Genomic DNA, 23133 nt, shown 5'->3' on the forward strand with positions numbered 1-23133 from the left:
ACCCGCGCGGCCTGACCCTGCGCTGTTCCCGCCACGCACGCGTGATGCGGGAACCTTTGCATCCGCCCGCGATCCGGTGCCCCGGATCCGGCCGGACCTCCCGATTCAATGCCGCAGCTGCGTCGCGTCCAGCGGTTTCAGCGACGCGTCGCCCTTCGCCCAGCTCAATCCCAGGCCGATATCGCCCGAACGCTGGTAGAAGTCCAGTCGCAGGCGATGCCAGCCCCGGCGCAGCGGCACGCTGCCTTCCACCGGCTGGTCGTAGGTCTCGTTGCGCACCACCGCCTCGCCGTCGATGTACAGCGCGGACGCGTCGTCGGCCTGCGCGCGGAAGCGGTACAGCCCGTCCTCGGGCACGTGCAGCCAGCCCTCGAAGACCAGGCCGAAATGCTCGTGCCGGCCGTAGCCGCGCCAGTCGAACGCCTGCGCGCTGCCACTGCGCACCGGCTTGGCCGCTTCCATCTCGGCGAAGCGATCGAAGGTGCCTTCGTAGTAGCGGTACGACACGCCGGCCTCGCGGGCGTCGGTCGGCTCGGGCTGCGCCGGCTTGTAGCGGCGATTGCGCAGGGTCGCCCGATGGATCGCGCTCTCGCGGCCGTCGGCGGTGATCGTCAGCGTGCGCACCGTGACCGCGCCATCGGCCGGCACGGTGACGCTGGCCGGCCCGGTCGCCTGCGGCGAGGCGGTGGTCGGGACGCTGCCGTCCAGGGTGTAGTGGATGCGACTGCCGGGCACGCGCGGCCGCAGGTCCAGCGTGTACTGGTCCTGTTCCACCGCCAGGCCGTCGCGCAACCCCCACGGCGCCGGGATGCGGAAACCGACGCCCGCCTGCGCCAGGCGCGGATACTGCCCGGACAGGCGCCGATCGAAGGCGTCGAAATCGCGCTTCGCCTGCGGCGTCCACGCGATCTCGGCCAGCGCCAGCAGGCGTGGAAAGACCATGTACTCGAGCACTTCCTCACGGGGAATGCGTTCGGTCCACACGTTGGCCTGCACACCGAGGATGTGATGGCGCTTGTCCGCTTCCAGCTCGACCGGCACCGGGTCGTAGGCGTAGACCGTCTCGATCGGCAGTTCGCCGCCCTTCTGCCACAACTCGCTGTCCTTCGGTCCCTGCCCGTAGTCGAAATAGCAGCAGCGGGTCGGCGTCATGATCACGTCGTTGCCGTGGCGCGCAGCCGCGATCCCGCCGGCTTCGCCACGCCACGACATCACGGTCGCGTCCGGGGCCAGCCCGCCTTCAAGGATTTCGTCCCAGCCGATCAACCGCTTGCCGCGCGAATGCAGGAAGCGCTCGATGCGGCGGATGAACCAGCTCTGCAGTTCGTGTTCGTCCTTCAGACCTTCGCGGCGGATCACCTCCTGCGCCGCCGCGCTCTGCTGCCAGCGCGTCTTCGGCGCCTCATCGCCGCCGATGTGCACGTACGGCGCCGGGAACAGCGGGATGACCTCGTCCAGCACGTTCTCCAGAAACTTGAACGTCGGCTCGGTCGGACAGAAGATGTCGTCGAACACGCCCCAGGTGGTGCCGGTCTCGAACGGTCCCGGCGTACAGCCCAGTTCCGGATAGGCGGCCAGCGCGGCCAGCGCATGGCCCGGCATCTCGATTTCCGGAATCACCGTGATGTGCAGTTTGGCCGCATAGGCGACCACGTCGCGCACCTCGTCCTGGGTGTAGAAGCCACCATAGGGCGTGCCGTCGCCGTCGGTTTCCCTGCGCTGTCCACCCACCTCCGTCAGGCGCGGATAGCGCTTGATCTCGATGCGCCAACCCTGGTCGTCGGTGAGATGCCAATGGAAACGGTTGAGCTTGTAGTGCGCCATCCGATCGAGCGTCTGCTTGATGAGCGCGACCGGGAACCGGTGGCGGGCCACGTCCAGGTGCATGCCGCGATAGGCGAAGCGCGGCGCGTCCTCGATGCTTTGCGCGGGCACTTCCAGGCGTTGCGCGCGCTCGATGGGCAGCAGTTGCATCAGCGTCTGCACCCCGTAGAACTGGCCGGCGGCGTCGCCGCGCAGGTTGACGCCCCGCGGTTGCACGTGCAGCTGGTAGGCCTCGGCCGCGATGCCCTTGCCGGCGGATGCCAGCCGGATCACATCGTCGGTCTCCATCGATGCCTTGCCGCAATCACGCAGCGCCCAACCCTGCCGCTCGCGCAGCCAGGCATTGAGCAGTTCGGCATTCGCCTGCGAATCCCTGCCCTCCGCGCACAGTCGCGTGGACGGCGACAGCACGAAGGTTCCGGTTTCCGGTTTGATCGATGCCGGCAACGGCACCAGCGAGGGCCCCGATGCCTGCGCGTGCGCGAATCCCGAAGCCAGCAGGGTCAGTCCTGCCGCCAGCCAACGTTGCATCGATCCAAAATTTGACGCGTGTGTTCCGTGCAAAGCCCTTCCCTCCTCGCTCGGTGTGGTGACCCGGCTCAGCCGCGCGGGCGCACCACGTTCAGTACCTCATGGCAGGCACCCATGGTGTGGTAGTCCGTCTTGCCGGCCGGACTCTTCTCGTCGCTGTACTTGCGGTTGTCCGCATCCAGGATGCGGTACCACGCGCCGTAGCGGTGATCGACGAAATGCTTCCAGGCGTAGTCCCACAGGCGGTCATACCACTGCCAGTAGGACGCATCGCCGGTGCCCTGCGCCAGCAGCGCGGCGGCGGCCAGCGATTCGGCCTGCACCCAGAAATACTTGTCGTCGTCGCAGACGGAGCCATCCGGCGCGAAGCCGTAGTAGAGCCCCCCGCGTGCCTCGTCCCAGGAACGCGCCACCGCGACATCGAACAGATGGCGCGCGGTCGGCACCAGCCAGTCGGCTTCGACATGGCGATCCAGGATCATCAGCAGCTTGGCCCACTCCGTCTGATGGCCCGGCTGGAATCCCCACGGGCGGAACAGGTGCTTGGGATTGTCGCGGTTGTAGTCCCAGTCGATGTTCCACCGGGTGTCGTAGTGTTCCCACACCAGACCGTCGGCCTTGGCGGCCTGGCGGCGGGTCATGTGGTCGGCCAGTTGCAGGGCGCGTTCGACGTAGCGGCGCTCGCCGGTGGCCTCGAACGCCGCCAGCATCGCCTCGCACATGTGCATGTTGGCGTTCTGGCCGCGGTAGCCGGTGAAGTTCCACTGCGCGTCGGCTTCGTCCTTGTACAGGCCGTATTCCGGTTCCCAGAAGCGCTGCTCCAGCAGGTTCCAGGTTTCGTCCATCCAGCCCCGCGCTTCCTCCACCCCGGCCTTCACGCCGCAGGAATATGCCAGCAGGACGAAGGCCACGCCGTAACAGTGGTTCATGTCGTCCTCGACGACACCGTCGCGCAGCGTCCACGCGTAACCGCCGGTGGCCGGATTGCGGTGCACCTCGCGCAGGTAGCGCAGGCCGTGCTTCACCGCGTCCAGGTATTCGGAATTGCCGAACTCGCGGAACGCCATCGCGTAGTTGAAGACGAAACGCGTGCTGCTGACCAGGTGGCGATGGCCGGCGTCGTAGACGCTGCCGTCGTCGCGGAAGTAATGGAAGAAGCCGCCGGCCGGATCGATGGCGCGCGGATGGTAGAAGGCCATGGTCTGCGCGATGTGTTCGCGCAGGAACGCGGGCGACCGGAAATCCGGCGCGATGTCAGGCGTGCTCATGTTGGTCCTGCAGCAGTTGTTGGACTTCGGCCAGGGCCGGCATGGCGGCGAAGGCGCCCTTGCGGGTCACCGCCAGCGCGCCGACCGCGGCGCCGAAGCGGAGGGTGTCCTCGATCGCCGCGCGATCACGGCAGAACGCGGTGAAGCCGGCACCATCCCCGCCCCGCTCGCCCAGCCGGAACAGCAGGCCGCCGACGAAGGCGTCGCCGGCCGCGGTGGTGTCACGCGTCTCGACCCGGAAGCTGGTCACCTGTCCCTCGGCCTCGCGGGTGAACCAGCGGATCGGCGCGGCGCCATCGGTGATGATCAGCAACTGCGCCTGGCCTTCGAACAGGCGTTCGCGCACCTTGGTTTCGCCTTCCCCGCCACCGCCCATCGGGCGCGCCAGGTAGTCGAGCTCTTCCTGCGACAGCTTCACCAGATCCGCGTTGCCCAGTGCTTCCCACAACCGCGGAGCCGGATCCACGCCGGCCGGCCACAGCGCCGGACGCAGGTTCAGATCCAGGCTGACCACCGCGCCGGCCGCGCGTGCGCGCAGCATGCCATTGAAGGTGGTTTCGGCGATGGTCGGTTCGGTCAGGCTGTTGGAACAGACATGGAAGCTGCCGGTGCCGTTGAAACAGTTCGGCTGGAAATGCTCGGTCCGGAACAGCAGGTCGGCCGCCGGCGGCCGGTAGAAACTGAAGCTGCGTTCGCCCGCCGCGTCCAGGGCGACGAAGGCCAGCGCGGTCTTGGCCTCGCCGGTGCGCACGACGCAATCGGTGGCCACACCGGCCGATTCCAGGCTGTCGCGCAGGAAGTCGCCGAACATGTCCTCGCCGAGCATGCCGGCGAAATGGGTGTCCGCCCCCAGTCGCGCCGCGGCCACCGCCACATTGGCGGGAGCGCCGCCCGCGTATTGCAGGAAGGCGCGCGGGGTATCCGGCGTGGCCGGCGGCTGGGCGAGTAGATCGATCAAAACCTCGCCGAAACAAACGATCTTCGACATTTTGGCCCTACGCTCCCTTGGCCGCCGAGGCGTCCGGGCGGGAACCCGAGAGGCCGTAGAAGATGATGTAGCCGTAGCAGAGCAGCGGCAGGATGAAGGCGTGATGCAGACCGATGTTGTCGGCCAGTACGCCTTGCAGGTACGGAATGATCGCACCGCCGACGATCGCCATGATCAGCAGGCTCGAGGCCTTGCCGGTCAGCGGTCCCAGACGCTCGATGCCCAGCGCGAAGATGGTCGGGAACATGATCGAATTGAACAGGCCCGTGGCCACCACGCTGTACACGGCAACCTGGCCCTCGGTCAGCATGGTCATGGCCAGCAGAACGACATTCACCGTGGCGAAGATCGCCAGCAGCTTGCGCGGCGAGAATTTGACCATGATCGCCGAGCCGACGAAACGGCCGATCATCGCCATGGTCCAGTAAGCGGCGACGTAGTGGGTGGCTTCCTGTTCGGTGAAGCCGCCGATGTTCGGCATCGACAGGTAATTGACCAGGAAGCTGCCGATCGCCACCTCGGCGCCGACGTAGAAGAAGATGCCAAGCACACCGTACAGCACGTGGCGATGACGCAGCGCCTCGCCCAGCGTGTGTTTGACCGGATCCGCCTGTTCGGTGGATTCGGTCAATGCCGGCAGGCGGAACAGGAACACGAACACCGCCAGCAGGAACAGCGCGATGCCCAGACCCACATAGGGGCCCTGCACGGCCTGGGCTTCCTGGACGCGGTAAGCCAGTTGCTCGGCTTCAGGCATGGCCGCGATCTGATCGGCGCTCTTGACCGTGTTGCCCAGAATGAGCAGGCCACCGAAGATCGGCGCAATCGCCGTACCCAGCGAATTCAACGCCTGCGCCAGGGTCAAGCGGCTGGAGCTGGTCTGCTCCGGTCCCAGCAGCGCGACATACGGATTGGCCGCCACCTGCAGCACCGTGATGCCGGTGGCCAGCACGAACAGCGCCCCGAGGAAGGCTTCATAGATGCGCAGTTCGGCCGCCGGCCAGAAACCCAGCGCGCCGATGCCGGCGATCACCAGGCCAGCGACGATTCCCTTCTTGTAGCCCAGGTGCGCGACCAGCCGGCCGGCCGGGAGCGACATCAGGAAGTACGCCCCGAAGAAGGTGAACTGCACGAGCATGGCGCGCGCGTAGTTCAGTTCGAACACCGCCTTCAGGTGCGGGATGAGGATGTCGTTGAGGCAGGTCAGGAAGCCCCACATGAAGAAGATCGTGGTGACCACGGCCAGGGCCACGCGGGTGTTGACCGCGGGGGCGCCGGCGGAGGTCCGGGGCTGGGGTGTCGGAGCAAAGGCCATGCGGGGCTCGCCTCAGGGTGCGGTTGGTACGAAGAAGGAAGACATCGGGTGCGCCAGGATCATGGGTGCGGCGCCCCGCTGCTCTCGCGGATGCGCAGTTCCACCGATGCGGTGGTGCGCTGCGGCGGCGCTTCGGGTTCACCGAGCCGGCGCAGCAGCAGTTCGGCGGCCTGCCGGCCCCGCTCGCGCGGATTGACCGCCAGCGTGGTCAGCGGCGGCGTGGTCACCGCGGCCTCGGAAATATCGTCGAAACCGGTGACCGCGAAATCGCGCCCGGCATGGATGCCCCGCGACGCCAGACCGAGCATCAGGCCGAGCGCGACGGTGTCGTTGTAGCAGACCGCCGCGGTCGGGGCCGGTTCGCTGGCGAACAGTTCACCGGTGCGCGACGCGGCTTCCAGGCGGTTGGGCGCGGACTCGATCATCCGGCCATCCTCGACGGCCAGGCCGGCTTCCCGCATCGCCTGCGCGTAGCCCGCGCGGCGTTGCCGGCAGGAAGACGAATCGGCGTGGCCGCCAAAGAACGCGATGCGTCGATGGCCCAGCCCGATCAGGTGCTGGGTCGCCATGTAGGCGCCACGCTGATTGTCCAGGGCCAGGAAGTCCCAGTCGGCGCCGTCCAGTTCGCGGTTGAACAGCAGCACGTTGCCGTGCGCGCCCAGCACCTGCCGCAGTTGCGTGCTGTCGCTGCCTTCGGCCGGCGACAGGATCAGGCCGGCGGGCATGTGCTCCATCAGCGTGGACAGCACGGCCTGCTGGCGTTCGGGCGACTCGGCGGTGCTGCCCAGCAGGGTCACGTAGCCGCGCGCGCCCAGGGCCTCGTCCACGCCGGCCGCGAATTCGGCGAAGAACGGGTTTGAGAGATCATTGATGACCAGCGCGACGCTGGAAGACGTCTGCCGGCGCAGGTTGGCCGCGCCCCGGTTGTAGACATATCGCTGGCGACGCAGTTCGGCCTCGACCCGCGCCCGGGTATCCGCATGCACCAGCGGACTGCCGCGCAGCACCAGCGATACGGTCGCGCGCGAGACTCCGATCGCGTTGGCGATATCGGTGACCGTGACGGCCCGGCGGCCGGCCTTGCGGCCCGCCCCTGCACGGGTGCCTTTCCCTGTCGCGCTGGCTTTGTCTTTCATCTGTTCGTAACGTCCCGGGAAGCCGCAAGCCTAAACGATCACGCGGGGGAAAATGCCATGCCGGCCGCCGGACCGGTGGGAGAGAGAGCCGGCGCGGCGGCGGACATGGCGCAACTCACTGCGCTCCCGCGGACGGAACGGCGCAGAACGACACCGGCAGATCACCCGCGCGGGTGCCCCAGCCGGTGGTCGGCGGGGTGGCGGTCAGCGCGTACTCGATGCGGCCGCCCTGCTGCAGGCGATTCCAGTCCAGCCAGACCGGCGCATGCGCCTGTCCATCCACGCGCACGCCGTCCACATACTGCAGCCTGCGGCCATCGGCGCCGGGGGCGTCGATGCGCAGGGTGCGGCCCTGGCCCAGATCCATCTCGACCCGGCTGAAGCGCGGCGCATGCAGCAGGAACTGGCCGGTGCCGGGCACGGCCGGATACAGGCCCATGGCACTGAACAGGTACCACGCCGACATCGTGCCGAGGTCATCGTTGCCGGTGACGCCGTTGGGCGCGTTGGTGAACAATTGCTGGGCCGCGCGCAGCACGGTGGTGGTCTTCCACGGCTGGCCGATCAGCGTGTACATCCACGGCGCGTGCAGATCGGGTTCGTTGTTGGGGTTGTAGCGGTACTGGTTGTAGTAGCTGTACGGACCGACCACCCACTCCTTGCGCGCCGCGTGCAGCGGGTCCTTCACCAGCGCGTCGTAGGCGAAGAACATGTCCAGGCGCTTGCCGGCCTGCTCGACACCATGCATCGCCTCGACCAGGCCCGGCACGTCCTGCTGCGCCAGCCACTGGTACTGCCAGGCGGTGCCTTCGTGGAAACCGTGGTGCGAGCGCGGGCTGTAATGACCGTCGGCCGGCACGTACCAGCTGCCGCCCTCCATGCGCGGACGCGGGAAGCCCTCGAAGCCGGCCTCCTCGTCGCGCACGCCGGCATCCCACACCTTGCGCCAGTTGCGGCCGCGCTCGCGCAGCACCGCCACGTCCCCGCCCAGACCGAGGCCATCGGCCATCTGCGCCAGCGAGCAATCGGCCAGCGCGTACTCCAGCGTGGCCGAACCGCCGTGGTGCGGATCCACATCCATGCCCTTGGACGGCCAGGCGCGGTCGTACTGGACGAAACCATTGGCCAGGTAGCTGGCGTTGCCCGAACGACCGGCATGGCGCGAGTTGGTCGGCGGCATCTCGAACGCGTTCTGGCGCAGCGCCGCGTAGGCCTGCTTCTCGACGCCCTTGAGCGCGCCGAAGCGCCACAGATCGACCATGAACGGGGTGACCGGATCGCCGGTCATCACGTTGGTCTCGAAGTTGGCATAGCCCCAGCGCGGCAGCCAGCCACCCTGCTCGTGGATCGCCAGCAGCGAACGGCCGATGTCGCGCGCGCGCCCGGGGCGCAGCATCGCCAGCAGCTGGTTCTGCGAGCGGTAAGTGTCCCACAGCGAGAAGTATTCGTAGTAGGTCCAGCCGTCGGCGCGGTGGATCTGCTCGTCGTAGCCGCGATAGCGGCCATCGGCGTCGCTGCCGGTCAGCGGTTGCAGCAGCGCGTGGTACAGCGCGGTGTAGAACACCGTGCGGTCATCCGGGTTGCCGCCCTGCACGCGCACGCTGGCCAGTTCCTCGCGCCAGGTGTCCTGCGCCTGCTTGCGCATCTGGTCGAAGCCGAGCAGCTTGCCACCGCGCATGCCATCGCTGCGCAGGTTGTTGCGCGCGCCTTCGGCGTCGACGTGCGAGATCGCGCTGATCGCGGTGACCGCCTTGCCCTTGCTCGTGTCGAAGCTCAGCCAGGCGCCGTTGAGCTTGGCCTCGCCTTCCATGCTGTGACGCGCGCCCGGCAGGCCACCGGTCTCGCCCCAGGTACCGAACGCTTTGAACGGCCGATCGAACTCGATGCGGAACCAGGTGGTGTACTGGTGGCCGCCGCAGAAGCTGCGGGTGACCAGCTTGCCTTCCACCACCCGATCGCCGACCACGTCGACGGTGCTGCCGATCACCGAATGGCGCTCGTTGGCCTGCGCGACGTTGACCAGCACATGGCCTTCATTGGCGCCGGCGGAGAAGGTATAGCGCTCGGCCGCCGCGCGGGTCAGCGCGGTCGCCTCGGCGTCGATGCCGCCGTAGTCGAGCAGGCGCACCTTGTAATAGCCCGCCTGCCCCACTTCGCCGTCATGGCTATAGCGGGAGGCATAGGTCTTGTGATTGAAACGCTTGGGATCCTTCGTGTCGAAGTCGCCGCCCGGGCCGATGGTGCCGGTGACCGGCAGGACCGAGACCTGGCCGCCCTGCTCCCAGCAACCGGCGCCGGACAGGAACGAATGGCCGAAGCCACGAATCTTGGGGTCGTCGTAACGCCAGCCCGTGTAGTGCTCACCGATCGGGCTGACCTGGATCAGGCCGAACGGCGCCGAGGCGCCGGGGAAGGTGTTGCCGTCGTCCTTGCTGCCGATGAAGGTGTTCACCTCGCGCACCGCGTCCACTGCCGGAGCGGCCTGGACCAGCGGCGCCGCCAGCGCCAGGAGACCCGCAAAGGCCAGCGAGGCCGTGCGGAAACGCGGGGAAATCGGGACTCGGGACGTCGGTGCCATGCGGTCTGATTGCCTTGTATGCATGCGGTCTCGCGACCGCGGGTTGGAGCTCCCGGATTCCATGCGGCATCGCCTTCGGGAAGGCGATGCCACCGGATTGTATGACGCGTCATACGGTTGCTGGAGCGGTAAAACTGGCCCGGCCGAAGCCGGGCCGACTTGCCCGGGCCGTCCCGGAGGACGGGAGAGATCCCGGGGTCCTGCTTAGAACGTGAACACGTATTCCATCGCGACCTCACGGCCCACCGCGCTCAACAGGCGGGTCGGCGCGAAGTCGTAGTCGAGCTTGTACGGATCCTTGTGGTTCCAGCTGGCCGCGTTGAAAGCGTTGTTCACATAGAAGTTCAGCTTGGCGTGCTCGCTGATGCGATAGCCGACATTGAAATTCCAGGTGATGAACGGTCCGACGCGTCCGTAGTAACGCTTGGTGGACTGACCGGCGTTCGGGTTCGGATTCGGCTGGCCGTTCGGCAGCGTGGCCGGCTCGTGGCAGTTCAGCGACGGGTTGTCGCTGGGCACGTAGCCATCCGCGAACGGCAGGCAGCCGCCGGGGTTGCTCAGGCGATCCGTGCCCCAGTGGTAGCGCACGCCGGGCACCGAGCCCACGCGGTCGGCGTAGACGTTGGCGTTCCAGTTCCCGCGCTGCCAGGCCACGCTCGCACGCAGCTTGCTGCGCAGGTCGCGGTCACGACGCTCCGGGTTCGGATCGTTCTCGTAGCGCTGTTCCTTGGTCGACAACTGGTTGGTGTAGTTGAAGCCGAACTGGAAATTGCCCCAGTTGTCGGTGTCCAGACGGTAGCGACCGGTCACGTCCACGCCCTTGACGGTGCGCTGGGCCAGGTTGAACGGACCCCGCTCGATCGAGACCAGGCGGCCATCGACGCGCGTCACACGGTCGTAGATGCCCTGGCAGTACTCGGCGCCGGCCGGATTCGACCACGGCGTGCCATCCATGTTCATGCCGGTACGGCAGCCTGCTTCGGCCGCCAGGATTTCATCGGCGCCGACGTCGACGATCATCTCTTCCAGCTTGATCATCCAGTAGTCCGCCGAGAACGACAGATTCTGCATCGGATCCCAGACGAAACCGACCGTCCACGACTCGCCGGTTTCCGGCTTCAGGAACGGTGTGCCGCGACGATTGATGTCGAAGGTGTACCAGACGTCCGGATTGCCGACGCCACAGTTGTTGGTCTGGTAGGCGCCGCTCTGGATGCAGGTCAGACGATCGGTGGTGGTGACCGCCGCGCTGCTGGGCTGGCCCAGCAGGTAGTGCATGTCGGGCGCGTGGAAGCTGGTCGCGTAGGAACCACGCACCAGCAGGTTGTCCAGCGGACGCCACTCCATGCCCAGATTCCAGGTGGTTTCCTTCTGCGAACCGACGTTCAGACCAGCATCGTTGTTGTAGGCCTTGTAGCTACCGTAGCGATCGTAGCGCGCGGCTGCGGTGGCGGTCAGCGAACTCAACAGCGGCACCTTGAATTCAACGCCCGCCGAGTAGCGGGTACGTTCGCCGCCGCCGCGATCCACGTTCTGCAAATCGAAGTCGATGCCGGCGCGGGCATCCGGGTTCAGCGTATAGCCCTGCTGGGCGGCTTCCACGACCGCCGCGAATCCAATCGGACCCGCCCAGCCTTCAAACAGATCGCCGGATACATCGAACGATGCCTGATTGACCCAGGACGCCGCCTTGTTGACGGCCACCGTACCGAACTGTCGGTACGCGTCCGGGGTGATTGGATTCCACCAACGCTCTTCGTTCAGATCGTAGATGGCTTCGCCATCGGGCGTGGTGCCCAGGCGCGGGCCAAGGAAGTAGTCATACGACTTCTGCTCGTCCACCACGTTCTGCCGCTCTTCCACGCGGTAGTAGGAGCGGCCGATGGAGGCGTTCCAGTCGAAGCGATCGGCAAAGGTGCCCCGCAGGCCGGCGCTCCAGTCCCACGACAATTCCTGGTTGGTGTTGCGCAATGTATCCAGGCCGCCCACTTCATTCGGAGTGAGCTGGCGCGAGCCAATCAGCGCACGACCGGACGGCTGGTCGATGAAGTAGCCATTGGCATCGTCGACCAGGTACACGCTCGGCGGCGCGGTGCCCCAGAGCGCTTCGGAATGGAACACTGCCAGGTTCGACCATGCCTGCAGGCCGTTGCCGAAGTCCCATGTGCCATACAGATTGCCGGAGAGATTCTCCGAACCGCTGGTAAGCAGCCAGTTGGCGTAGTCCGCGCTCATGCCGCACAACTGGCCGGTATTGGTGACGGTGTTGGTGCCGTAGTTGTAGACCAGACGGTCGGCGGTGTAGTACTCGCCCCCGAACTTGTCGCAGGTGCCCGTCGGTGGAGCCAGACGGGTGCCGCTGCCGGCATCGATCAGTGCCAGACCGGTGTTCGGACGGAAGCCGACCTTGCGCTGCTCCATGTTCCAGGAAGAGTGCGGCGCATCCGAGTTGTCGTCCATCTCGGGACGGTCACGACCGAACAGCGGATCGCGCTTGTTGTACTGCAGGGCGTAGGTCACGCTCCATTGCTGGCCGGTCTTGCCGCCCGCCCAGGACAGATCCCAGGTATCGCGGCCACCTTCGGTCGAGGAACCGCCACGGATGCGGAACTCGTCGCCGTCGTAGTTCGTCTTCAGGATGATGTTGACCACGCCGGCGATCGCGTCGGAACCGTAAATCGCGGACGCGCCACCGGTCAGCACTTCCACGCGCTCGACTGCGGCCGCGGGAATGTTGCTGTAGTTGGAGAAATTGGTTTCGCCGTTGTACGGCAGCGGGTAATCGGCGACACGGCGGCCGTTGACCAGCAGCAGCGTGCGGTTCGGCCCCATGCCGCGCAGGTTCAGGCCGCTGGCGTTCGGGGTATGGGATCCCCACTGCGAATCGGCTTCGACCGTGCCGGTGGCCTCGGTCAGGGTGGTGAGCACGTCGTAGACGGTGACGAAGCCTTCTTTCTTGATCTGGTCGGCGCTGATGATGTTGACCGGCGCCGGGCCTTCCACCTGGGCGCGCTTGATGCGCGAGCCGGTGACGGTGACGGTGTCGAGTTCCTTGGTGGACTCGGGTGCGGCCTCCTGGGCGGCCACGGACAGTGCGGGAAGCATCGCCAGCAGCAACGCGCTGCTCAGGATGTTGCGACGATAGCGGTGGGACTGAGCCATTTTGCTGATTACTCGGTGGGTGGTGTTGCGTGTGGGTGTGTGAGACAGCAGTGGGACGTGTCCAGAAGTTTTCTTTCGATTTAATCCCGCGTTTGAATCGGTCTAATCGATTCTTCCGCGCGCTCTGGATCGATCCAAATTAAGCATGGGTGAACACAAGCCGCATTCCGCACCGCAACAATCCGCGAACCGGTCAGATTTGAATCGAAATAAATGTTTCAAATCAAAATGTTGCAGGCCCCCCATTCGGGGTGCTGCCACAGCTTCATGACGGAGGCATGAAGGAACTGCGCTAAAAGCGACCGCTGACGTGGCGGCGGCGATGGCCCAGCCCGGCCACCGCCCGCTCCGCCGGAGCCTCAACGTGTGGCCAGCGCCTGCCGGAACGCGGCCACGATCGCCGGATCGGTCTCCTGGCGGTCGTACTCCAGCCCGGTCAGGGCGGGGTTGCGGAACGCCATCGCGGAGGGCCGCCACACCTTCGCCGAGGCATGCACTTCGGAAACGCCCGTGGCCTCGATGAGACCCGAAACGTTGCCGGGAGTGAGCCCCGCGCCCGCCAGGATCGACAGCCGACCGGCGGCCTGCCGCACGAATCCCGCGATGGCCAGGGCGCCCTGCACCGCATCGGCCTGTGCGCCGGACGTCAGCACCCGGTGGCACCCCAGGGCGATGATGGACTCCAGCGCCTGCACGGGGTCACGCACGGCGTCGAACGCACGGTGAAAGGTCACCTGCATGCCGGACGCCGCCGCCACCAGCTCGCGGCACAGCGGCAGGTCGATGGTGCCGGTGGAATCCAGCGCGCCGATGACCACGCCGTCGCAACCCAACTGCCGGCAGGCCGCGATATCGCGCAGCATCACCTCGGTTTCGCGGGCGTCGTAGAGGAAGTCGCCCGCGCGCGGCCGGATCAACACGAAGATCGGAATCGAAAGCTTATCCCGGGTCATCGCCAGGGTGCCGTAGGACGGGGTGGTTCCGCCCTCGCCCAGGTTCTCGCACAGTTCGATCCGGTCCGCGCCGCCGGCCTGCGCGGCCAATGCCGACAGGTGCGAGTTGGCGGCGATTTCCAGCACGAGGCCGTTGGGAAAGTCGCTCATGACTGGGTGGTGGTGTAGACCGAACCGGATTCGCGCAGATCGTCGCGCTTGCCGGCGTCGCACACCGCGTAGACGAAGCCGCGATGCAGCGCGAACGCGCCGACCTCGCCGTGCTTGTTGAGCGCCAGGAAGCAGACCTGCAGGTTCCTGCTGGCTTCGGGACGCTTGCGCACCACCCGGTCGATGGCTTCACGGCAGGCATCCATCGGCGAGCGCCCCTGGCGCATCAGTTCCACCACCAGGAAGCTGGCGGCGTTGCGGATCATTTCCTCGCCCACGCCCGAGGCGGTGGCGGCGCCGACTTCGTTGTCGACGTAGAGCCCCGCGCCGATGATCGGACTGTCGCCGACCCGGCCGTGCATCTTCCAGGCCATGCCGCTGGTGGTGCAGGCGCCGGCCAGACGGCCCTGCGCATCGATGGCGAGCATGCCGATGGTGTCGTGGTTGTCCTTGTTGCCGGGCTGGCCACGCCGTTCGGCGTTGATCTCCGGCTTGTACTCGGCGGTCTTCAGCCACTCGCGCCAGGCCTTCTCGGCCTGCGCCGTGAGCAGGCGTTTTTTCTCGAAGCCCTCGGCGATCGCGAATTGCTGGGCACCCTCGCCCACCAGCATCACGTGCGGGGTCTTCTCCATGACACGCCGCGCCACCGAAATCGGATGCAGGATGTCTTCCAGCGCGGCAACCGCGCCACAGCGTCCGTCGCCATCCATGATGCTGGCGTCCAGGGTCAGCACGCCGTCGCGATCCGGATTGCCGCAATGGCCGACCGTGGGATTGCACAGATCGCTCTCGGCCCAGCGCGCCCCGGTTTCCACCGCGTCCAGCGCGTTGCCGCCACGGGCCAGCACCGGCCAGGCCGCCTGGTTGGCGGGCACACCGAAATCCCAGGTGGACACCACCCGCGCGCCGGTCGTGGAAGCGGCGCCCGCGCGCACGGCGGGCATGGACAGGGCGCCGGCGGCCAACAGGCCGGCCTGCAGGAACTGCCTGCGATCAGTCATCGGATCCTCCCTCGGGATGGGCGCGCATCGCGCCTTGTCGGTTCAATCCAGGTGGTGCGAGGCGTACCACGCGGCCGCGCCCATCACGCCGAGCTGGCCGTGATCGACCCGCCACACCGGCACGTGCCGCAGCACGTGACCGAGTACGCCCTTGTTGAGATAGCGCTCGCGGAACGCGCCCTTGCGCAGGAACTGTTCGATATGGCCGGAGATGCCACCGGCCAGGTAGACCGCCTTGGCGCCGAAGGCGATCGCCAGATCGCCGGTCAGGCTGCCCAGCCAGCCGCAGAACACCTCCAGGGTTTCCACCGCGAGCGCGTCATCGCCCGCCTGCGCGGCCGCGATCAATTGTTCCGGGGTCTGCCAGCGCGGCACCGCGCCGCGGATTTCGCACAGGCAGGGATACAGGTTCATCAGTCCGCTGCCGGACAGCACACGCTCGTTGTCCACGTGCGGCCAGCGCTTCATCAGCAGCGCCAGGACTTCCATCTCCAGCGCATTGCCCGGCGCCAGCGCCGCGTGACCGAACTCGCTGGCCAGCACCGGCCGCGTGCCGCCCTCGAAACGCAGCGCGGCGCCGAGTCCGGTGCCCGGACCGAGCACCAGCGCCGGCCAATGGAAGGTGTGCGGATGATCGCCGCTCAACGGCGACAGACCGTCGGCGTGCAGGTAGGGCACCGCGTAGGCGACCGCCTCGAAATCGTTGATCAGCGCCAGCGAGCCCAGCCCGGACGCCTGCCGGGTGCGCTCCAGCGACACCGGCCACGGCAGGTTGGCATTGACCAGGGTGTCGCCGTCCAGCAGTCCGGCGATCGCCACCACGGCCGCCTCCGTCCTGGCGTGCTCGGCGTCGGCGAACGCCCGCAGGATTGACGCCAGGTCCGGGTAATCCGCGCAGGCGTACTTCTGGTAAGCAAGAATCTGCGGTGCGCGGCCCGCCGCCACCACGACCCGCGCCAGACGGGCGAAAGTGCCGCCGACATCGGCGACGATCAGTTCCCGGCCGGGGGCCGCGTGCGTGGCTTGGGTCATCTGCGGCACTTCAGGATTGGCCGGGTACGGTACCGCTGCTGCATTCACGCGTTAGCCCTGGTTTGGATCGATTCAAGCGCCTGGATTCTGTGGCATCGCAAGGCGTTTGGAAAGATGCCGGGTCCATACCGGGGCGTACTCCACGGGCGCTCGGAAAAACACCCGTTCACTTTAGCAGGCATCCGCCAGCGGTTCGCGGCCGGACTGGACCCGCCTCCAATGCTTATCCCCGCGTGTATGGCGCGGGATTCGGCTGCACATTCACCGGCGACGCGGGTAAAGTACCGGCCAGCCATGTCCCTTCCCTCTCTGCTGCTGCGGATCGTGTTGAGCGTCACCCTGCTGGTCTCGGGGACGGGCAACGCCGTGGCCGCGTTGCAGATGCATCTGGCCCAGGCCAACCTGCCGCATCACGGGCATGCGATGGATGACTGCGCCATGACGGCCATGGCCGAACCGGCGATGTCCGCGCCCTGCCACGATATAGACGGTTCCCGGTTCGCCCCCGAACCGGCGCCCGTCCAGGACCATGGACAGCCCGATTGCTGCTCCACGGGCCATTGCGATGGTTTCTGCGCCCAGCAGGCCCCCGCCACGATGCCGGCCGCATGGACGGGCAACGGACCGCGCGCCAGCGCCGATCCGCTTGGCCCGGTGCCCACGGGCCATCCGGCCCCGCCGCTTCCTTCCCCGCAGCGACCTCCCATCGCCTGAATCCGGCCCCGCAGGGCCGTGGATATTCCGCGCGCCACGACACAGCCGTCGTCCCGCGCGTCTTTCATGCAGTCCCGACCCCGGGCTGCCTTTGAATATCGTCAGGAGTTTTCATGTCTTCCGATTCTTTCGGCGCGGGATCCGGCTCCGGATTCCAGCTTTCCCGGCGCCGCTTCGTCACCGGCCTGGCCGCTGGCGGCGTTGCCGCCGGCTTTGGCCTCGCGCGGTTGCCCGCATGGGCGAGCACGGCACATTCGATGTACCAGGCGCCGGTGTTGACCGGCACCGATTTCGATCTCGCCATCGGTACCTCGCCGGTCAATTTCACTGGCCGCCCCCGCCCGGCCATCACCGTCAACGGCAGTCTTCCCGCACCGATCCTGCGCTGGCGCGAAGGCGACACCGTGACCCTGCGGGTGGCCAATCGCCTGCCCGACGCGCACAGTTCGATCCACTGGCACGGCATCCTGCTGCCGGCCAACATGGATGGCGTTCCGGGCCTGAGTTTCGACGGCATCGCGCCGGGTGAAACCTACCAGTACCGCTTCCAGCTCAAGCAGTCCGGCACCTATTGGTACCACAGCCATTCGATGTTCCAGGAACAGGCCGGCCTCTACGGCGCGCTGGTCATCGATCCGGCCGAGCCGCCGCCCTACCGCTTCGATCGCGAGCACGTCGTGCTGCTGTCCGACTGGACCGATCTGGATCCGGCCGCGCTGTTCCGGCGGATGAAGAAGATGCCGATGCACGACAACACCTACCAGCGCACGGTCGGCGATTTCGCCCGCGACGTCCGCCGCGACGGTTGGTCGGCGACGCTGTCCGACCGTGGCATGTGGGGACGCATGCGGATGACGCCCTCGGACATCTCCGACATCAACGCGCACACCTACACCTACCTGATGAACGGCAACGCGCCCGCCGGCAACTGGACCGGACTGTTCCGCTCCGGCGAGAAGGTGCTGCTGCGTTTCATCAACGGCTCGGCGATGACCTACTTCGACGTGCGCATTCCCGGGTTGAAGATGACCGTGGTCGCGGCCGACGGCCTGTACATCCATCCGGTCACCGTCGACGAGTTCCGCATCGCGGTGGCCGAGACCTTCGACGTGCTGGTGGAGCCCAGCGGCCAGGACGCCTTCACCATCTTCGCCCAGGACATGGGCCGCACCGGCCATGCGCGCGGCACGCTGGCCGTGCGCCAGGGCCTGGAAGCACCGGTGCCGGCACGCGACCCGCGCCCGCTGCTGACGATGTCGGACATGGGCCATGACATGGGCGGTGGCGGTCACGACATGGGCGGCCACAAGGGCATGGAAGGCGGTTGCGGCGCGAACATGTCCGGGCAGAAGGGCATGGAAGGCGGCTGCGGTGCGAGCATGGGCCACGGCGCGCATGGCGCCGGTGGCGGCAAGGCGCCGGTGCATGCGCCCAGCGAAGCCGGCAACCCGCTGATCGACATGCAGACCGCGGCCACCTCGCCCAAGCTGGACGACCCCGGCATCGGCCTGCGCGACAACGGCCGCAAGGTGCTGACCTATGGCGACATGAAGAGCCTGTTCGACGATCCGGATGGACGCGATCCGGGTCGCGAGATCGAACTGCATCTCACCGGGCACATGGAGAAGTTCGCCTGGTCGTTCAACGGCATCCCCTTCGCCGGCGCCGAGCCGCTGCGCCTGAACTACGGCGAGCGCATGCGCATCGTGCTGGTCAACGACACGATGATGCAGCACCCGATCCACCTGCATGGCCTGTGGAGCGATCTGGAGGACGACCAGGGCAACTTCCACCTGCGCAAGCACACCATCGACATGCCGCCCGGCACCCGGCGCGCCTATCGGGTACGCGCCGACGCGCTTGGCCGCTGGGCGTTCCACTGCCATCTGCTGTACCACATGGAAGCCGGCATGATGCGGGAAGTGCGGGTGGAGGAATGAACATGCGTCCCCATCTCCCATTCGGCCTTCTCGCCGCCGCACTCTCACTGGCGCTCGCCGGGAACGCCAGCGCCCAGCAGCACGATCACGGCGCCCACACCGCGCCCGCGCAACAGAAGCCGGTCGCACCGCCGGTGGAACCCGCGAAGACCGACCATTCACAGATGGATCATTCAAGGATGGATCACGCGAAGACGGACGATTCCCGGATGGACCACTCGCAGATGGACCATGGTTCGGCAAGCCAGGCTCCCACCGAACCGCGCGAGCCCATTCCGGCCGTCTCCGACGCCGATCGCGCCGCGGCCTTCCCGCCGATCAAGCCGCACGCGATGGAACACGCGCCCGCGTTCAATTCGCTGGTGATGATCAACCGCCTGGAAGGCTGGGATGCGGACCACGGCACCGGACAGGCCTGGGAAGGCAGCGCCTGGTTCGGCAGCGATCTCAACCGGCTGTGGCTGCGCAGCGAAGGCGAGCGCGAAGGCTCGCGCACCGAATCGTCCGAACTGGAGGTCCTGTACGGTCGCGGCATCTCGCCCTGGTGGGACGTGGTGGTCGGCGTCAAGCAGGATTTCCGCCCGGCCGATTCACGCACCTGGGCGGCCTTCGGCGTGCAGGGCCTCGCGCCGTACAAGTTCGAGATGTCCGCCACCGCCTACCTGGGCGAATCCGGACAGGTCATGGCCACCGTGGAAGCCGAGTACGAATTGCTGCTGACCAACCGCCTGATCCTGCAACCGCTGGTCGAAGCGAGCTTCTCGTCCAAGGACGTGCCCGAGTATGGCGAAGGCACCGGCCTCAACAAGGTCGAGGCTGGCCTGCGTCTGCGCTATGAAATCAACCGGCGTTTCGCGCCCTATGTGGGCGTGGTGCACGAGCGGCTGTTCGGCGATACCGCCGACTATCGCCGTGGGGAAGGTGGCGACGTCACCGATACCCGCTTCGTCGCCGGTATCCGCTTCTGGTTCTGACCCCCGGGCGACGGCAATGCCGTCGCCCTCATCCCGATTGGAGAATGACCCGATGAAAACCATCCCCGCCTCCGCCCTGCTTGCCTTGTCGCTGTTGGCCGCGCCCGTGTTCGCCCAGGATCACGGCAGTCACGCCGGACACGGCGCCCAGCCCGCCGCCAAGAAAACCGAGACCGGCAACGATCAGGCGTTTGATCGCCTCGACAAGAACCGCGACGGTTTCGTCAGCAAGGCCGAACTGCCCGAGCGCCACCCGCTGCTGCCGCATTTCGGCATGGGCGACAAGAATCGCGACGGCAAACTGGATCGCAAGGAATTCGCCAGCGTGATGGCGATGCTGTAAGTCCCGCCGGCGGGATCCAGCCGGATTCCGCCGGTCTTCCGGAGAAACGACAACGATGAACTCCCTGATCAAACACGTCACCGCCACCGTCTTCCTGGCGGGTTCCGGCGCGCTGCTGATGGCCTGCGGCGCCGCACCCGGCGCGGCCTCCGCCAGTGATCGCGTCGCGGCCGCCCCCACGCCCTCGCCCATCCCGTCCGCGACGACATCCGCCGGTTCCCTCGCCGCCGCGCCCGCCCACCTGCCGCTGATCCGCGTGCACAAGAGTCCCAGCTGCGGTTGCTGCGGCGTATGGGTGGACCACGTCCGCGCCGCCGGTTTCCCGGTCGAGGTCCATGACACCGAGGACATGATGACGGTGAAGGATCGCCTCGGCGTGCCCGAGCCGATGATGTCCTGCCATACCGCCGAGGTCGACGGTTATTTCGTCGAGGGCCATGTCCCGGCCGAGGACATCAAGCGCCTGATCGCCGAGAAGCCCAAGGCACGCGGCATCGCCGTGCCCGGCATGCCGCTCGGTTCCCCGGGCATGGAAATGCCCGATGGTCGCATCCAGCCCTATGAAGTGGCCCTGGTCGGCGGCGACGGCGCCACCGAAACCTTCTCGCGCCATCCCTGAAGAAAGAGAACCCCGGCGGATGTCATTTCCGCCGGGGCAGTTCCGCGCTTCGGCTAGATCTTGAAGTCGTCGTAGGCGATTCGCGCCTCGTCCACGCCCAGCCGCTTCAACAGTTGCCGCGTCGCCATCAGCATGGCCGGCGGGCCGCACAGATAGAAATCGCAGGCGTGCAGATCCGGATGGTCACGCAGCAGGGTGTGTTCGGCGACTTCATGCACCAGCCCCCGCAGCAGTCCATCACCGCACTCGGCCTCGTCCGAGAGCACCAGATGCCAGCTGAAGTTCTCATGCCGTTGTGCCAGCGCCGCCATTTCCTCGATGTAGGGCGCGTCGCGCAGGCTGCGTGCGCCGTACCAGAAATGCATGCGTTCGCTGGCCCCGCCATCCAGGCAGGCATGGATCATCGCGCGCAGCGGGGCCATGCCCGCGCCGCCACCGATGAACACCTTTTCGCGATGACCGTGCTTGATGGCGAAATCGCCAAACGGTCCGCTGAAACGCACCCGATCGCCTGCCTTCAACGAGTACAGGTAGGTCGAACCCTTGCCGGTCGGCACCCGCTTCTTGCCCTGTGCGCCCGGATTGAAGCGCGCCAGCAGGCTGAGGCGCCCGTCCGTGCTGGCCACTGGCAGCGACAGCGAATAGGAGCGCCGCACCGCTTCCTTGTTGACCAGATCGGCCGGCAGTTCCAGCGCCCGCCAGTCATCGCGGTGATGCTCCGGATGCCCCAGATCGCGGGATCGCAGGCGGTAGTCCGGCACATGCACCTGCAGGTAGGCACCCGGCTGGTACTCCTCGCCCAGCGCGGTGTCCGTCTTCAGCACGATCTCGCGCAGGAACGGCGTCACCGCTTCCACCCGTTCGACCACCGCCTCGTGTTCGGTCCACAGCCGGCTGCCACCCGACACCTCGACGTGGGTGTCCTTGTCGACGTGCAGATTGCAGGCCAGCCGATAACCGAGTTTCAGGCGCGATTCGGGCAGGTGCGCGCGATCGGCCGCGGTCGCCGCCGGCGGCGTGCCGCGGAACCGGACTTCGCACAGGCCGCAACTCTGCCCGCCACCGCAGTTGGACGGCAGCTGCAGGCCGTTGCGCGCCAGTGCCAGATAGACGTTGTCGCCATCGGCGGCGGTGACCGTACGCAGGCAGGTACCGTCCGGATCATGCACGGCCAGTTCGTGCCCGCCACGCCAGCGGCGAGGCACGAATTCGCTCAGGCGGAAACTCGCGAACAGCAGCCACACGCCGGTCAGCGCCATCCACAGTCCGCCGATGCCCGCCGATACCACCAGCGGATTGTTGAAATTCACGCGTCCGCTGTAGTCCATGATGTGCAGCATCCAGAACACGTCGAACAGCCGCCAGGTGCGGTTGCGGTGTTCGAGCACCTGGCCGGTGTCCGCGGCCAGATACACCGTCGTTTCCTCGGCATCGTCGAAATCCACCCGCCACAGCCGGCCGGGGTGATCGCGTACTTCCAGCGTGCGTTCGAGCAGGCGCGCCGGCGCGGGCCGGCCCGGACCGGTGTAGGACGCCCTCGCCAGCTGGCCCGCCAGCGCCGCGTCGATGCCCAGGTGCGTTCCCTGCCGCGCATCGACCAGATGGATGCGCGCGCCGTCGAACACCTGGTACACCGGTCGTTCCAGTAACCAGCCGGTCGCCACCGTGAGCGCCTTGTCTCCCGCCACCGGCAGCGCGGCCGATGCCGGGCGCGCGTCCGCCGGCCATGGTCGCGGCGGCGTCGCGTGCGCGCGGAACTCGTGCCCCTGCACCTTGTCGTGTTCCAGCCAGGCCATCATCAGGCCGCTCGCCATCCACAGCACGAACTGCGCGGCGATGATCAGCCCGACCCACTTGTGCAGTTTCCTCAGCCAGGGCGTCATGCGCTGCGCCTCCGGGTGAAGCTGTAGAACAGCAACCACGCGCCGCTCAGGGCGAACAGCACGCCGCTGGCCGCCGCCACCCGCAGCAGGGTGTTGTTGACGTCCGTGCGCTTCTCGTAGTCCATGATGTGGAACATCCACAGGAAGTCGAACCAGCGCCACAGGCTATGCCGGCGCGCCAGCAGTTCGCCGGTGTCGGGCGAGAAGTACAGCGTGGTCTGGCCGCGGTCGTCGAACCGCACCGCCCACATCGGCACCGGCCGGGTCTGCACCTCGCGCGGCGCGCGGGTGATCCATTCGGCGCCGGTCACTTCCGCCTCGCCCTGGTAGACGGCTTTCGCCAGCGCGACCACTGTCGTTCGCTCCAGCGGTGTGATGCGCTCGCCGGTGCCGGCATCCACCAGGGACGCGCGATCGCCCTGGCGGATTTCATAGACCTCGCGTTCCAGCAGGCGTTTGATCTTCAGTGCGGTGATGTCGGGATAACGCGCGGCCAGCTCCGCCTGCGCCACGCGTGGCGCGTTCGCGGCCAGGGGTTCGCTGTGGCTGTGCGCCAGATGGTCGCCATGGATGATGTCGAGCGGCACGACGGTCATGTAGACGCCGCTGATCATCCAAAGCAGCGCCTGTACACCGACGATCAGCCCGATCCATTTGTGGACGCGGCGCGCCCAGAAAGCGGGTTTCATTCGATTGTTCCTGTTGGGTGCGGCGTGGCCGCG

Annotated in this window: 17 protein-coding genes; 5 read left to right on the top strand and 12 right to left on the bottom strand. The window is 67.2% G+C overall.

Annotation, left to right across the window (positions count from 1 at the left end; genetic code table 11):
- Positions 1–105: 105 nt before the first annotated feature.
- The 10 genes from AC3DEZ_RS12590 to AC3DEZ_RS12635 all read right to left on the bottom strand — a co-directional run bounded on the left by AC3DEZ_RS12590 (position 106) and on the right by AC3DEZ_RS12635 (position 15938).
- A complete protein-coding gene (locus AC3DEZ_RS12590) occupies positions 106–2355 on the bottom strand; it encodes a family 20 glycosylhydrolase (RefSeq protein ID WP_488388521.1) in 2250 nt (749 codons plus the stop codon).
- A 68-nt stretch (positions 2356–2423) separates the two neighbouring features.
- Positions 2424–3623: an AGE family epimerase/isomerase gene (locus AC3DEZ_RS12595; protein WP_488388522.1), complete on the bottom strand. Its 1200-nt coding sequence runs from the start codon at positions 3621–3623 to the stop codon at positions 2424–2426.
- Positions 3610–4611, bottom strand: coding sequence for a carbohydrate kinase family protein (locus tag AC3DEZ_RS12600; RefSeq protein ID WP_488388523.1), 1002 nt, complete (start codon positions 4609–4611; stop codon positions 3610–3612). The genes AC3DEZ_RS12595 and AC3DEZ_RS12600 overlap by 14 nt, the downstream gene beginning before the upstream one ends.
- Before the next feature lie 7 nt (positions 4612–4618).
- Complete coding sequence (gene fucP / locus AC3DEZ_RS12605) at positions 4619–5926, bottom strand: L-fucose:H+ symporter permease (protein ID WP_488388524.1); 1308 nt, start codon at positions 5924–5926, stop codon at positions 4619–4621.
- Between the two features lie 59 nt (positions 5927–5985).
- Complete coding sequence (locus tag AC3DEZ_RS12610; RefSeq protein ID WP_488388525.1) at positions 5986–7062, bottom strand: LacI family DNA-binding transcriptional regulator; 1077 nt, start codon at positions 7060–7062, stop codon at positions 5986–5988.
- A 115-nt stretch (positions 7063–7177) separates the two neighbouring features.
- On the bottom strand, positions 7178–9640 hold the full coding sequence (locus tag AC3DEZ_RS12615; protein WP_488388526.1) for a GH92 family glycosyl hydrolase: 2463 nt from the start codon (positions 9638–9640) through the stop codon (positions 7178–7180).
- Between the two features lie 204 nt (positions 9641–9844).
- Positions 9845–12802, bottom strand: coding sequence for a TonB-dependent receptor plug domain-containing protein (locus AC3DEZ_RS12620; RefSeq protein WP_488388527.1), 2958 nt, complete (start codon positions 12800–12802; stop codon positions 9845–9847).
- Positions 12803–13161: 359 nt separating this feature from the next.
- Positions 13162–13905, bottom strand: a complete 744-nt coding sequence (locus AC3DEZ_RS12625) for a copper homeostasis protein CutC (protein ID WP_488388528.1) — start codon at positions 13903–13905, stop codon at positions 13162–13164.
- Complete coding sequence (locus AC3DEZ_RS12630) at positions 13902–14906, bottom strand: glycosylasparaginase (RefSeq protein ID WP_488388529.1); 1005 nt, start codon at positions 14904–14906, stop codon at positions 13902–13904. Before AC3DEZ_RS12630 ends, AC3DEZ_RS12625 begins: the two co-directional genes overlap by 4 nt.
- A gap of 42 nt (positions 14907–14948) precedes the next feature.
- Positions 14949–15938 carry a glucokinase gene (locus AC3DEZ_RS12635; RefSeq protein ID WP_488388530.1) on the bottom strand — a complete coding sequence of 330 codons (990 nt, stop codon included), beginning with the start codon at positions 15936–15938 and terminating at the stop codon, positions 14949–14951.
- A gap of 294 nt (positions 15939–16232) precedes the next feature.
- Between AC3DEZ_RS12635 and AC3DEZ_RS12640 the strand changes: the two genes are divergently transcribed.
- The 5 genes from AC3DEZ_RS12640 (at position 16233) to AC3DEZ_RS12660 (ending at position 20528) form a co-directional block, all read left to right on the top strand.
- A complete protein-coding gene (locus AC3DEZ_RS12640) occupies positions 16233–16652 on the top strand; it encodes a CopL family metal-binding regulatory protein (protein WP_488388531.1) in 420 nt (139 codons plus the stop codon).
- Positions 16653–16765: 113 nt separating this feature from the next.
- Positions 16766–18592 (top strand): copper resistance system multicopper oxidase, encoded by a 1827-nt coding sequence (locus AC3DEZ_RS12645; RefSeq protein ID WP_488388532.1) that lies wholly within the window; start codon positions 16766–16768, stop codon positions 18590–18592.
- A 2-nt stretch (positions 18593–18594) separates the two neighbouring features.
- Positions 18595–19566 carry a copper resistance protein B gene (locus tag AC3DEZ_RS12650; protein WP_488388533.1) on the top strand — a complete coding sequence of 324 codons (972 nt, stop codon included), beginning with the start codon at positions 18595–18597 and terminating at the stop codon, positions 19564–19566.
- 52 nt (positions 19567–19618) lie between these two features.
- The gene (locus AC3DEZ_RS12655; protein ID WP_488388534.1) at positions 19619–19909 is read left to right on the top strand and encodes an EF-hand domain-containing protein; all 291 of its coding nucleotides are present in this window, start codon (positions 19619–19621) and stop codon (positions 19907–19909) included.
- Between the two features lie 55 nt (positions 19910–19964).
- Positions 19965–20528 carry a DUF411 domain-containing protein gene (locus AC3DEZ_RS12660; RefSeq protein ID WP_488388535.1) on the top strand — a complete coding sequence of 188 codons (564 nt, stop codon included), beginning with the start codon at positions 19965–19967 and terminating at the stop codon, positions 20526–20528.
- 53 nt (positions 20529–20581) lie between these two features.
- On the opposite strand, the gene AC3DEZ_RS12665 is transcribed toward AC3DEZ_RS12660, so the two are convergent.
- The gene (locus AC3DEZ_RS12665) at positions 20582–22411 is read right to left on the bottom strand and encodes a 2Fe-2S iron-sulfur cluster-binding protein (RefSeq protein WP_488388536.1); all 1830 of its coding nucleotides are present in this window, start codon (positions 22409–22411) and stop codon (positions 20582–20584) included.
- Positions 22408–23100 carry a PepSY domain-containing protein gene (locus AC3DEZ_RS12670; protein ID WP_488388537.1) on the bottom strand — a complete coding sequence of 231 codons (693 nt, stop codon included), beginning with the start codon at positions 23098–23100 and terminating at the stop codon, positions 22408–22410. The genes AC3DEZ_RS12665 and AC3DEZ_RS12670 overlap by 4 nt, the downstream gene beginning before the upstream one ends.
- Between the last annotated feature and the right edge of the window lie 33 nt (positions 23101–23133).

The sequence above is a fragment of the Pseudoxanthomonas sp. 134C1 genome, assembly GCF_057773065.1.

Bases quoted from the DNA above. Each gene is read 5' to 3' on its own strand.
- AC3DEZ_RS12590 (WP_488388521.1), bottom strand. From the start codon at position 2,355: ATGCAACGTTGGCTGGCGGCAGGACTGACCCTGCTGGCTTCGGGATTC.
- AC3DEZ_RS12595 (WP_488388522.1), bottom strand. From the start codon at position 3,623: ATGAGCACGCCTGACATCGCGCCGGATTTCCGGTCGCCCGCGTTCCTG.
- AC3DEZ_RS12600 (WP_488388523.1), bottom strand. From the start codon at position 4,611: ATGTCGAAGATCGTTTGTTTCGGCGAGGTTTTGATCGATCTACTCGCC.
- fucP (WP_488388524.1), bottom strand. From the start codon at position 5,926: ATGGCCTTTGCTCCGACACCCCAGCCCCGGACCTCCGCCGGCGCCCCC.
- AC3DEZ_RS12610 (WP_488388525.1), bottom strand. From the start codon at position 7,062: ATGAAAGACAAAGCCAGCGCGACAGGGAAAGGCACCCGTGCAGGGGCG.
- AC3DEZ_RS12615 (WP_488388526.1), bottom strand. From the start codon at position 9,640: ATGGCACCGACGTCCCGAGTCCCGATTTCCCCGCGTTTCCGCACGGCC.
- AC3DEZ_RS12620 (WP_488388527.1), bottom strand. From the start codon at position 12,802: ATGGCTCAGTCCCACCGCTATCGTCGCAACATCCTGAGCAGCGCGTTG.
- AC3DEZ_RS12625 (WP_488388528.1), bottom strand. From the start codon at position 13,905: ATGAGCGACTTTCCCAACGGCCTCGTGCTGGAAATCGCCGCCAACTCG.
- AC3DEZ_RS12630 (WP_488388529.1), bottom strand. From the start codon at position 14,906: ATGACTGATCGCAGGCAGTTCCTGCAGGCCGGCCTGTTGGCCGCCGGC.
- AC3DEZ_RS12635 (WP_488388530.1), bottom strand. From the start codon at position 15,938: ATGACCCAAGCCACGCACGCGGCCCCCGGCCGGGAACTGATCGTCGCC.
- AC3DEZ_RS12640 (WP_488388531.1), top strand. From the start codon at position 16,233: ATGTCCCTTCCCTCTCTGCTGCTGCGGATCGTGTTGAGCGTCACCCTG.
- AC3DEZ_RS12645 (WP_488388532.1), top strand. From the start codon at position 16,766: ATGTCTTCCGATTCTTTCGGCGCGGGATCCGGCTCCGGATTCCAGCTT.
- AC3DEZ_RS12650 (WP_488388533.1), top strand. From the start codon at position 18,595: ATGCGTCCCCATCTCCCATTCGGCCTTCTCGCCGCCGCACTCTCACTG.
- AC3DEZ_RS12655 (WP_488388534.1), top strand. From the start codon at position 19,619: ATGAAAACCATCCCCGCCTCCGCCCTGCTTGCCTTGTCGCTGTTGGCC.
- AC3DEZ_RS12660 (WP_488388535.1), top strand. From the start codon at position 19,965: ATGAACTCCCTGATCAAACACGTCACCGCCACCGTCTTCCTGGCGGGT.
- AC3DEZ_RS12665 (WP_488388536.1), bottom strand. From the start codon at position 22,411: ATGACGCCCTGGCTGAGGAAACTGCACAAGTGGGTCGGGCTGATCATC.
- AC3DEZ_RS12670 (WP_488388537.1), bottom strand. From the start codon at position 23,100: ATGAAACCCGCTTTCTGGGCGCGCCGCGTCCACAAATGGATCGGGCTG.